The following is an 11,495-nucleotide window of genomic DNA, read 5'->3' on the forward strand; positions in this document are numbered from 1 at the left end:
TTTAGAGACTGGCCAATTATTTCACCTAAGCCGAGCGACGGTTTACCGTTACTTAGCCTGGCAAGAAGTAAAATAACGGCTGTTCCTTAAAACGGGCGTTTAGTGAGAGTAGGCTATTTCATAACAAACACTAATAAATGTCACATTTATGAGTCATTTGCGCTATCTTTGTGACATGAGCGTGACGAGAGACAAATTGATTGAAGCGGCAGTTGTCGCCCTTAACCAGGATGAATCAGCCACCATTGAACAGATTGCTACCATGGCCGGAGTGACCCGACGAACGGTCCATCGCTATTTCAACGACCGTAATACATTAGTCCAGGAATGTAAACAAACCATGCTCCAAGTTTGCAATCTCAAAATGACGCAGGCCTATCAAAGTAGTCAGCAACCTGCCATCCAGCTAGAAAACATGTTCTATGCCGCCTTGGAAGTGGGGATTCAATACTCGTTTGTCAAAAAACTGTTCAAGCGAAATCAGTACACGAATCTGGTCAACAACCAGGAACGGGCCTATGATGACGTTAAAGCCAACTGGTTCAAGTTAGTCGAGATCCTTCAGCAACAAGGAGCCATTGATAAAAAGCTCTCTATTCCTTGGATCTACAATTTGTTTGGCGGCATGGTCGATATCGCTATTGAAGCCCAGCAAGCCGGCGATGTTGCTCGCAACGACATTAAATCGTTTTCATGGACCTCATTCAAAGGAAGTATCGGCCTTCAATAACCAGCCATCCAACGTATGCAATTACTCAACACATCCGACACCTATATCGATAGCGAATTAGTCAAACAGCTTCCCGGTTTCACCAGCAACTATCGAACGGTTAATGGCATTCAACTGCATTATATCCTGGGGGGCAGGGTAAGCCGCTCGTCTTGTTACCGGGCTGGCCTCAAACCTGGTGGAGCTATCACAAAATCATGCCCTTGCTAGCAGAAAGTTATCAGGTCATTGTGGTTGAGCTGCGGGGCATGGGGAGCTCGGATAAACCGATGGCAGGCTATTCGAAAAAAGGGATGGCGGGTGATGTATCGGCTTTACTCGACCAATTGGGCATTGAGCGAACCAACATCGCCGGTCATGACATCGGGGCTGCTGTAGCCTTCAGCTTCGCGGCCCATTTTCCTCAAAAGACCGAAAAGCTGGTTTTGTTGGACACGCCCCATCCTGATGAGAACCTGTATAAGCTTCCCATGCTCCCCACGGGTGGGGGCGTTCATCCGTGGTGGGTCGCTTTTAACCAAGTCCGAGATCTGCCCGAACAAGTACTGGAAGGGCGATTCCATTTCGTACAGAATTGGCTTTTTGACCAACTGCTGGAGGACAAGACGGCCATAAACGCGTTTGACCGGCAAGTGTATGCCCAGGCTTATACCAGCCAGGATGCTATTAGAGCTTCCAATGGCTGGTATCAGACCTTTCCTGAAGACATTGACGATAGTAAGGGCAAGCGAATCGAGGCCCCCACCCTTGGCATAGCGGGTCGAGCTGGCTACCAGATGCTTTCGTATGCCTTACCCCCTTACATTGACCAGTTAGACGTAAAAGAAATAGAAGGATCAGGCCATTTTGTGCAGGAGGAGAGGCCCCTGGAAACGATCAGATTCATCCAGGATTTTCTTGGCTAGGCAGGGTGTTAAATATCTGATTTCTAGCAGATTAAAATGATCGCATGGATAGGCTGCGATTAAGCCAGTGGACTCCTGAAGGAAGTTCACTGGCCTGAGCTGGATGAATACATACAGAAGAATTGCCCGCCACTTCAAGGGTTAGGTACCCGGAAAATAAGTCGTTTTCAGGTACTCCCGCAGCGACGTTGGCTTACGGCCCAGCAGACGCTCGACCGTATCGTGCGTGCCAGCCAGCATGCCGTGTTGGGTGGCGGCACCCCACTGGGCAAAGAAGTTGGCGACGAAGTCGGGGAAACCTTCAGCTACTTTCTGCGCGACGTAGGTAGCCAGCTCGCTACTTTGGTAAGCGATGGGCCGACCCGCTAACGCGGAGAGCTCCCGGGCAATATCGTGAAACGAATAGGCTTCGCTCCCGGAGAGGGTATAATCCTGGTTGTCATGCCCTTCACTGGTCAGTAGGGCAGCCGTGGCAGCGGCCAGTTCAGTCCTCTTAACGAACGCTATCTTACCTTCGCCGGCCGGGAAACGAATCTCGGTGTCCGGTAACTCACTCCCGATCATCGACTCAAGGCCTTCCAGGTAGTAGCCGTTTTTTAGAATGGTGTATGTCAGCCCGGACGCTTTGAGGTAGGCTTCCGTGGCCAGGTCACTTTCGGTGACCTGCGACAGGACAAAGTTTGTATCGCGTTGAATACTGGTGTAAAACAGGTGCTTCACCCCGGCTTGCTTAGCCGCATCGATGACATTGCGGTGCTGACGTACCCGGTCGGTAAAGGCCACGGCGGAAACAAGCAGCACCTTATCGACGCCCCGGAAGGCTTGCACGAGCGCGGGATAGTCAACGTAGTCGGCTTGCCGGACGTCTACGCCCCGCTTCACCAGGTCGGTAGCTTTATTAACGTCACGCACCAGGGCGGCTATTTCGGTGGCCGGGGTAGTGGTGAGCAAGACGTCGATGATTTGGTGGCCTAACCCACCAGTGGCTCCAGTTACTAGAATCATGATCAACCGAACTAAAAATTCACGTATATTTACTTGCAATTTGCAAGTGTAAAGGTAAAATAAATTACTTGCTTTTTGCAAGTAAAAGGACAAATTGTTTGTATGAAGGAGCTAAAACAGCGGTCTACCTGCCCCGTCAGCACAGCGCTTGACATACTGGGGGATAAATGGAGCTTACTCATTCTGCGGGATATGGTGTTCGCGGGGAAGTCTACGTACGGGGAATTTGTGCAGTCAGCGGAAAAAATAGCGACTAACGTTCTGGCCGATCGTTTGGCGGTCCTGGAGTCGCAAGGCATCTTGAGCAAGTCCGTGGCTTCGGATAAGAAATCGAAGTTCACCTACCGCCTGACAGAAAAAGGGGTAGATACCATACCCATTATTATAGCGCTCGTTCAGTGGGGCAGCAAACATGGTTCTACCGTCGTCGACCCTGGCTTGATGGAAGAACTGGAGGCCGGGAAAGACGCGGCTGTTGAGCGGTATCAACGGCTCGCCCGCGAAAAGGCCCTGGCTTAACTAAGCGTGTTGTGTCCCTACCCCAGAAAGCAGCGGGATTCTAAACCCACTTTTCTACGCTTGCGGCCATTGCCAGCTTACCGTGCCCTAAGTCCCAATCTATATGCTTGCCGCCAGCAGGAATGATAGTCTTCCCATCCACGAGCGGAATCGTATGCGACGGATTGCTGTTGAGAGGTATTCGAAAATTGTCTGTCTCCTGAAACGCTCCTTCCTAAGACAAACGATCCTATCCTGAATAGGACGTAGTCAATAACTGTTCCTCTCTGAAGCCCCTGAAGGTCTAATGTCCTGAATTCGGATACAACCCGGCCGAAAACGGTTCATCTGCACCCCTAGCGCTACCCTACTTTTGTAGCGGTCAACTAAACCGATTAATACTGTCTTATGAAACAGGTAAAGTTAGGAAGTCAGGGACTAGTGGTACCCGCACTGGGTCTGGGCTGCATGGGTATGACAGCTATGGCGCACATGGATATATATGGAAAAGCGGATGAAGCGGAGGCTATTGCAACGATTCATCGCTCCCGCGAACGGGGTGGGAACTTTCTCGATACGGCGGATCTATACGGGCCTTTGATCAACGAACAATTGATCGCAAGAGCCATCAACGGCCGACGGGACGATTATCTCATTGCCACCAAATTCGGCTGGGAAATTGATGATGCAAATCAGATAACCTGGCAGTTCAGAGCCGACAGGGCCTATGTCAGGAAAGCAGCCGAACGATCCTTAAAAAACCTGGGTACGGACTACATTGATCTGTATTATCTGCATCGGCTGGATCCGGCTGTACCCATTGAAGAAACTGTGGAAGCTATGTCCGAGTTAGTCAAGGAAGGTAAGGTCCGTTACATTGGCTTGTCAGAAGTATCCTCAGCGACGATTAGGCGAGCCCATGCGATCCACCCCATTACGGCTGTACAGACAGAGTACTCGCTTTTCGAACGTAGCGCGGAAGAAACAGGCCTTTTGCGTGCCCTTGGCGAACTGGGCGTTGGATTTGTTGCCTATTCGCCCCTTGGCCGAGGCTTCATTACGGGCGAATTGAAAAGTCCGGACGATCTGGCCCCCGATGATTTCAGGCGTTCCCTACCGCGCTTTCAGGGTGAACAGTTTTATAAAAACCTGGAGCTGCTGGCCGAAATTAAGGGAATGGCGGTCGATAAACAGGTCACCACGTCCCAGCTGGCCCTGGCTTGGGTGCTGGCGAAAGGCGTTGTGCCGATCCCCGGTACCAAACGGCGGAACTACTTGGACGAAAATATCGACGCTACCCAAATCCGGCTCAGTGATGACGAGTTGGAGCGTCTGGAAGCAATTATTCCGCTAGGAACCCAGACGGGTGATCGGTATGATCAGGCGGGCATGCAAGCCATTGACCAATAGCCAATCAGGCAGGCAAGGTTTAAGCCTTGCCTGCAGCTTATTCTCAGCGTATGAAACAGCAATCACCTCACCTGATCCATTCCATTTCGGAGCAACACCGGATCCTTGGATTGCCCAAACCTGTGCATCCATTGATCAGCGTTTTCAATTTCGATGACATAGATCATATCCGGGCCGACAAACGTCCGCCAACACTTCTACTTGACCTGTATTGCATCTCGCTGAAACGCAATGTAACGGGTAAAGTGCGCTACGGACAGGGCTACTGTGATTTTGACGAAGGCATCCTGTTTTGCACCGCGCCAGGCCAAGTGACGAGTAACATTACCGACGATCACAAACCAAGCGGCTGGTGTGTCGTGTTCCATCCCGATTTCATCCGAGGGCATCCTTTCTGTCAGCGAATAAAGCAGTATGGTTTTTTCGACTACACCGTTAATGAGGCACTTCACTTGTCAGATCAGGAAGAAACGTTGATGATTTCGGTGATGAATATGCTTCGGCATGAAATTAACTCTCGGATTGACCAGTATTCCGAAGCTGTGCTTATAGCCCATCTTTACCTGTTATTGAGTTACACGCAACGATTTTACAGTCGGCAGTTTATAACCAGGAAGCCAATTAGTCATGATGTACTGATCCGGCTGGAAACCATCTTATCAGATTACTTTGCCAGTGATAAGACCCTGAGCGAAGGGTTGCCTTCAGTCTCCTATCTGGCCGAAAAGATGAATTACTCGGATAGCTATTTAAGCGACCTTCTGAAAACGTATACGGGTCAAAACACCCAGCAGCACATTCATCGCTACGTTATCGAAAGGGCCAAAGAATTGCTCACGCAAACTAGGTTAAGCGTTAGCGAAATAGGCTTGCGACTAGGTTTTACTTTTCCACAATCGTTCAGCCGGTTGTTCAAGAACAAGACTAACGTGACTCCCTTACAATACCGACAATCGTTTAATTAAGCGATGAATTAGTATAGTGTAGTTTCTAAAAAGGTCTTCCTTACTAATTCTTTAGCCTAAGGACACATTACTCAAAATGCGGCCCTACAAGTCTTGTTTTTTGCAGAAATCAGCGTTTTTCCAAGCCTAGGGAAACAAAGTTAAGGTTGCTTTATATTCCCTTCTAACGCTCAATTAAGTGGAAAGCTAGTTTTAAATACATGTCAACTCGAATACGTAGCCTACGAATACATGCTTAATCGTCCCGCACCTATGGTGGTCCGGCCTGGATTGGCCGGGCCACCACAGGTGCGGGACGATCCAGGCCGGACCACGCTTGGCATTCCGACCGATCACCATAACGCTATGTGTGGCATAGGTAGGTCATATGTCTTTGCTTCGTAGCTAATAGTCTGACCCGGTGGTGTTAAGCAGTCGATCAAAATTAAGTTACTATTTCGTTTCTATTTGCCACAAAACCCCTATTAAACCTTCTTTAGGCTTAATGCTGTTCCAAAACGCAGGGCTTTGACCAATAGCCTGGTGATCAGAACTATAGGTGTTCGCACAGTCATGATGACCTGGCCATCGGCCTGCCAGTTTAGTTTGTAGCCGATTGATCGTTTCCGGCTGGCCCCGTTTGGCGGTTTTTGTATAACGTGGTCAACTGCTCTTCCCAGTCTACCGACCACTTCAGCAGAGCCATCAGCGGGTCGGCGGTACTTTTCCCAAATTCGGTGAGCGTATACTCGACGCGGGGTGGTACTTCGGGATACACCGTCCGCTCGATCATGCCGTAGCGGATGAGTGTTTTCAGCGTTTGGGTCAGCATTTTGGGCGAAATCCCGTTGATCTGCCGATTGAGTTCGCTGTTGCGTTTGGTGCCCTGCATCAGGGCCATTAAAATCAGGAGCGTCCACTTATCAGCAATCAGCGTCAGCGACTGATTGAGGATGCAACTTTCATCAAGAATGGACTTTACCATCAACGATTTCTGTAAGTCTAAAAAATTTTGATTCTCCATAGAGCCTTCTCCGATGTATTTGTCCATATAATTCCCTAGGGTACTTACCCCACTTTCGGGTGCCTACTATCTAAAGTAAAGTATTGGCTATACTTTTGCAAAAGAATAACGTCAATGCTATGAAAACGAATCCAAATCAGGGGCAGGCCCTCTTCCAGACATTACTGGATGCCTTTAATCAGGACTGGCAAACCGTCATCGACTTATTTACCGACGACGCTTTTATTGAGTACCCCTACGCGCCCTCTATCGGTGTACCGGCCCGGCTCAATAAGGACAACTACCGGGCTCACTTACAGAATATTCTGCCTCAGATGCCTGGCATCGCATTTTCTAATGTTCGGGTTTACCCGCTTCAACAGCCTTATACATACTGGGCGGAGGTTCACGGGGAAACAACGATGCCCGCAACCGGCAATCTGTACCGCCAGGATTATGTGATGTTTTTCACGATCGCTGGCAACCAGTTTAGCCGGTACCGGGAGTACTGGAATCCAGTTGCTTTTCTGCAAGCGTCTGGTCAGGATACGCTTACTACGCCCCTCCTAAAATCCTGATCAAATGAAAATTGCCATTGCAGCGGCTACCGGAAATATTGGTAGCCGGGTCGCCAGTGCCGTAGCCGCCGGAGGAGCGACACCTGTCCTGCTGGGTCGGGACGCAGCCAAACTAACCGCCCTGGGCATCGACGGGGCCATACTTTCGATTACTGATGTGAGCGATGTCGATCAGGTCACGGCAGCCACGAGGGACTGTGATGCCTTGCTTTGGATAGTACCGCCGGTGAACCACGTTGGCAGTTTAGCCGATTGGTACCGACGGGTAACGCAGGCAGGGGTTGCGGCCGTTAGCCGGAATGGGATCAAACGCGTGGTGCTGGTGTCGTCCCTGGGAGCCGGAGCGGGAGAAAACTTAGGCACAATCAGTTTCATTAGCGATACGGAGCGGGCCTTCAACGCACTCCCGACCAATGTCCTGACGCTACGTCCGGGTTATTTCATGGAAAATTTGCTGCTTCAAACGCATAGCTTATTGGAGCAGGGCGCCTTTCATTTCACGTACGATCCCGACCATGATATTCCCTTTATTAGTACGGATGACATCGGCGATGCAGCCGCTCGCTACCTGCTCGACCCAACCTGGGCCGGTCATTGGACGCTCAACCTGATGGGACCGGAAAACATTACCCTCCGGGAGGTGGCCGTACGGTTGTCGAACGCCCTTAGCCACCCCATCCGGTACGAGCGGCTTGCGTTGGAAACCGTACAAGATCAGTTACGACAGGGGGGCTTAACCGAAACCGTCCAGCAGGAACTGCTTGATTTGTTTGTTGCCCTGGGCGACCCAAATGGGGCTTATGCTACCCCCCGCACCCCGGAAGCCCATACCCCTACCCGGTTCGAAGATTTCGCGCGGACAAAATTGGCTCCGTTGTTAGCCGATGCCGTGTGGTAGAACAACGACGTAATCGGTGACACGCTGGCGACCGAGGTCTGCATACTTGCTTCTTCGCCTGCAGGGAGCAGTTTGCAGGCCCCGCGGCTACGCCAGTCGATATGGAATCGGGATATCCTTATTGTGCATAGGGGTTAGCCATGCTTGCTGCACTTGACAGCTATAGGTTACTTGACGTGTACAGCTGCCAGCAGTGGCTTACCATCCGTTGGAGGAAGATATAAGTTGATTATTCTCACAAAATCCCCCTTCTAGAGACGAAGCAAGTTTCATGTATCTGCTTCAAAAATGGGGCGTTTTGTAGGACAACACCTCTTTTAATAACTGTTAACTGCTATCCGTAGCACACGACTTCACCAGGGCTACGCACTCTGCTTCTTTTCAGTGAATATGCTAATTACCGGTTTTCGAGCCAGTGCAGGAAGCTGGTTGATTTTTCGCGGCTGACAAACACGGTTTCGGATTTCACACTTTTCAGCTTTACGGCCAGTTTGCGGGTATAATATGGCTCTACCTCTTTCACGGCTCCAAAGGCAATCAGATACTGGCGGTTGGCCCGGTAAAACTGGTGCGGGTCCAGTTGCTCCTCAATCACATCGAGCGTTTGCGACAGCGGCAGTTTACGCCCGTCGAAGGTAATCATGCACGACAGCCCATCCTCAATGGTAAAATAGGCGGCCTCCTGCGTGGATACGGGAAACATTTAGCCCTTGAGCGACACCAGAAAGCTGGTTTTTCCGCCCGACGGCCGGGCGGGGGGGCGGCTGGCCGAAACAGTTCAGGAGTTTCTGGGGCCAGTCGCCCAGGTGTTCCCGCAGGGTGGCCAGTTTGTCCAGGCTGCGTTTCAGGTCGGCTTCTTCCAGGGGTTTCAGCAAGTAGTCGATGCTGTTGAGCTGGAAGGCTTTCAGCGCATACTCATCGTAATAGCCCCGCATCCGGTCTACGTAGCCCCACGCCGGTCTATGTGGTTCGATAACAGTAAGCCAGCACTCAGATGTGCACTTGTGGTCTGTCAACCACCAACGCCCCCCTTGTGGCCATCAGAGAACGGCCACAAGGGGGGCGTTGGTAAGTAGCAATTTATTCAGAGCGCAGGCTCTTGACCGGGTTCATCAGGGCCGCCTTGATACTCTGAAAACTCACCGTTAGCAGCGCAATGCCCACGGCCAGCAAACCCGCCAGCGCGAAGACCCACCACGACAAATCGGTGCGGTATTCAAACGTACCAAGCCATTGCCTGAGCGCATACCAGGCCAGTGGCGAAGCCAGCACAAGCGCGATCATAACCAGCATCAGAAAATCTTTGGAGAGCAGCCCGATAATACTGGCAACACTGGCACCCAGCACTTTACGGACGCCAATCTCTTTGGTGCGCTGTTCGGCAGTGAAGGCCGCGAGCCCAAACAGACCCAGACACGAGATCAGAATGGCCAGTATCCCGAAATAATTGACCAGTGTACTGACCTGCTGCTCAGCACTGTAAAGCTTTTCGTACGCTTCATCCACGAAATGGTACGTGAAGGGGTAGTTGGGGTTGACCTGTTTGGCCAGGCGTTCGAGATCGGCGATGGTCTGTGGCGTTTTCCCGGCGCGGGATTTCACCAGCAGATAGCTGTTTCCCAACGGATTATACAGCAGAATGACAGGGCTAATGGCTTCGTGGAGCGACTTTAGGTGAAAGTCTTTCATCAAGCCGATAATACGCCCTTTTCCCCGCCAGAATTTCACCTCCTGCCCTACCGGCGATTTCATCGACATCATCCGGGCAGCCGCTTCGTTGATAATATAGCTGGATGAATCGGCCAGACCCGTCGTTCTGAAATCACGGCCATCAAGCAACTTTATATTCATTGTCCGGATAAAATCGCCCCCTACCTGTAAAATCGATACGTTGCTTTCGGTGGTTTGCGTCATACCCGGCCATTCCAGATCGCCGGATGAATTCTGTACGTTCATGGGCAGATCGCTGGATGTGGTGGCCGTCACTACCGATGGCTGACGCATCACCTCCTGCCGGAATGCTTCCGTTTTATTACCTTCGGTCAACGTGCCTTCCAGCGGCATGTAAATAAGGTTTTCCCGGTCGAGACCCAGGTTTTTGGTGCGCAGGTACATCATCTGCTGACCAACGACCAGCACACCCGCAATCAGGAAAATGGACAGCGAAAACTGAAAAACGACCAGTGTTTTTCGGAATAGAGCGGGGCCATGGCCAAGTTGCATTTTACCTTTCAGGATCCTGACCGGCTGCAATCCCGACAAAAACAGGGCTGGATAACTTCCAGACAGAAAGCCCGTAATCAAGACCAGCCCGGCAAGACTTAACCAGAAAGCCGGACTCGCCAGGTCGATGGCCAGTTGTTTTCCAAATGTGGTGTTGAAGGTTGGCAAGACCAGCCAGACCAGCCCAATCGCCAGTACAACCGCCAGCAAACTGGTCAGCATCGACTCACTCAGAAACTGCCCGATCAGCGACGATCGCAAGGCGCCTACCACTTTCCGAACCCCTACTTCGCGGGCCCGCAGGGCTGAGCGGGCCGTGGCCAGATTGATGAAGTTGATACAGGCAATCAGCAAAATAAAAAGGGCTACCAACGAGAAAATTCGCACGTACTCGATGCGACCGCCTACAGCCTTTCCATTTTTATAGTCGGCATACAGATGCAGGTCCGTGATCGGTTGCAGCACCGGCCTTCCTATGTCGAAATTTTTGCCGGCAAAGCGGGGATAAATCATCTTCATGGCCGTTTCGGCCTGGGCCATCGTTACGTTGGGCTGTAGTCTGACAAACGTATAAAAGCTGACATTTCCCCACTTTGTCATCCAGTCCTGCTGCTGCACCTTCCAGTTTACGAGCCAGCCAAATTGCAGACTGGACGCATGCGGCAGGTTTTCGATCACGGCGCCAACGACGTAGAGTTTGTCGTTGTCGAGCTGAAGTGTTTTGCCGAGGGCTTGTTGGTAGTCGGTGCCTGATCCGGTAAAGAAGTTCTCCGCAACGGCGCGGGTAATGACAATCTGATTGGTTTGAGCCAACGCAGCTTTGGGGTTACCGGCCAGCGCCGGCAGGTCGAACACGCCAAAAAAATCGTCGGTGGCATAATACCCCTTTACTTTATCTGACTTGTCGGCAGCCGATGGCCCCACCGATTTTAGTAGTAACTCCGGGCCGTAGTTGATCTTCGTCACAGCAGCTACTTCGGGGATATTCTTCGCAATGACTTCCTGGAGTGGGCCGGGGGTAACAGAGTTTGTTGCTATTTCGCCCGTGACCGGATGCTGAAAATTGACCCGCACGTAATGAATCGCTTCGGCATTGCGGAGAAACCGGTCGTAGCTCAGTTCGTCGCTCACCCACAGGCCAATGAGCAAACTACAGGCCATACCGAGGGCCAGGCCAAACACATTGATACCCGAAAAGAGTTTGTTCTTGGCGAGATTCCGCCAGGCGATTTTGAGGTAGTTCGTCAGCATGATTCTTAAAAAATGATGAGTGATAAATGATGAATGAGCTGATAACGACT

Annotated in this window: 12 protein-coding genes; 8 read left to right on the forward strand and 4 right to left on the reverse strand. The window is 51.2% G+C overall.

Annotation, left to right across the window (positions count from 1 at the left end; translation table 11 throughout):
- The first annotated feature begins 148 nt into the window (after window positions 1-148).
- On the forward strand, window positions 149-730 hold the full coding sequence (locus EQG79_RS15895) for a TetR/AcrR family transcriptional regulator (protein ID WP_129602509.1): 582 nt from the start codon (window positions 149-151) through the stop codon (window positions 728-730).
- A 152-nt stretch (window positions 731-882) separates the two neighbouring features.
- Window positions 883-1,635: an alpha/beta fold hydrolase gene (locus EQG79_RS15900; RefSeq protein ID WP_206445592.1), complete on the forward strand. Its 753-nt coding sequence runs from the start codon at window positions 883-885 to the stop codon at window positions 1,633-1,635.
- A gap of 141 nt (window positions 1,636-1,776) precedes the next feature.
- Here the strand turns inward: EQG79_RS15900 and EQG79_RS15905 are convergent, their stop codons facing one another.
- Entirely contained in the window at window positions 1,777-2,640 is an 864-nt protein-coding gene (locus EQG79_RS15905) for an SDR family oxidoreductase (protein ID WP_129602511.1), read from the reverse strand.
- A gap of 102 nt (window positions 2,641-2,742) precedes the next feature.
- Between EQG79_RS15905 and EQG79_RS15910 the strand changes: the two genes are divergently transcribed.
- From EQG79_RS15910 to EQG79_RS15920, 3 genes are all read left to right on the forward strand, one after another.
- The gene (locus tag EQG79_RS15910) at window positions 2,743-3,159 is read left to right on the forward strand and encodes a winged helix-turn-helix transcriptional regulator (RefSeq protein WP_077923228.1); all 417 of its coding nucleotides are present in this window, start codon (window positions 2,743-2,745) and stop codon (window positions 3,157-3,159) included.
- Window positions 3,160-3,546: 387 nt separating this feature from the next.
- Complete coding sequence (locus tag EQG79_RS15915) at window positions 3,547-4,548, forward strand: aldo/keto reductase (protein WP_129602513.1); 1,002 nt, start codon at window positions 3,547-3,549, stop codon at window positions 4,546-4,548.
- Window positions 4,549-4,598: 50 nt separating this feature from the next.
- Window positions 4,599-5,513, forward strand: coding sequence for a helix-turn-helix domain-containing protein (locus EQG79_RS15920; protein ID WP_077923337.1), 915 nt, complete (start codon window positions 4,599-4,601; stop codon window positions 5,511-5,513).
- A 580-nt stretch (window positions 5,514-6,093) separates the two neighbouring features.
- Here EQG79_RS15920 and EQG79_RS15925 read toward each other — a convergent pair.
- A complete protein-coding gene (locus tag EQG79_RS15925) occupies window positions 6,094-6,477 on the reverse strand; it encodes a winged helix-turn-helix transcriptional regulator (RefSeq protein WP_077923230.1) in 384 nt (127 codons plus the stop codon).
- 158 nt (window positions 6,478-6,635) lie between these two features.
- Here EQG79_RS15925 and EQG79_RS15930 point away from each other — a divergent pair, with 158 nt between their 5' ends.
- Together EQG79_RS15930 and EQG79_RS15935 are read left to right on the forward strand one after the other, a co-directional pair.
- On the forward strand, window positions 6,636-7,073 hold the full coding sequence (locus EQG79_RS15930; protein ID WP_129602515.1) for a nuclear transport factor 2 family protein: 438 nt from the start codon (window positions 6,636-6,638) through the stop codon (window positions 7,071-7,073).
- A 4-nt stretch (window positions 7,074-7,077) separates the two neighbouring features.
- Complete coding sequence (locus tag EQG79_RS15935) at window positions 7,078-7,971, forward strand: NAD(P)H-binding protein (protein ID WP_129602517.1); 894 nt, start codon at window positions 7,078-7,080, stop codon at window positions 7,969-7,971.
- A gap of 397 nt (window positions 7,972-8,368) precedes the next feature.
- Here EQG79_RS15935 and EQG79_RS15940 read toward each other — a convergent pair whose 3' ends face one another.
- Window positions 8,369-8,674 (reverse strand): LytR/AlgR family response regulator transcription factor, encoded by a 306-nt coding sequence (locus EQG79_RS15940; RefSeq protein WP_129602519.1) that lies wholly within the window; start codon window positions 8,672-8,674, stop codon window positions 8,369-8,371.
- Between the two features lie 7 nt (window positions 8,675-8,681).
- Between EQG79_RS15940 and EQG79_RS15945 the strand changes: the two genes are divergently transcribed.
- Window positions 8,682-9,047, forward strand: a complete 366-nt coding sequence (locus EQG79_RS15945; protein WP_129602521.1) for a hypothetical protein — start codon at window positions 8,682-8,684, stop codon at window positions 9,045-9,047.
- Window positions 9,048-9,051: 4 nt separating this feature from the next.
- Here the strand turns inward: EQG79_RS15945 and EQG79_RS15950 are convergent, their stop codons facing one another.
- On the reverse strand, window positions 9,052-11,445 hold the full coding sequence (locus EQG79_RS15950) for an ABC transporter permease (protein WP_077923236.1): 2,394 nt from the start codon (window positions 11,443-11,445) through the stop codon (window positions 9,052-9,054).
- Between the last annotated feature and the right edge of the window lie 50 nt (window positions 11,446-11,495).

The organism is Spirosoma sordidisoli (assembly GCF_004138325.1).
GTDB lineage: Bacteria > Bacteroidota > Bacteroidia > Cytophagales > Spirosomataceae > Spirosoma > Spirosoma sordidisoli.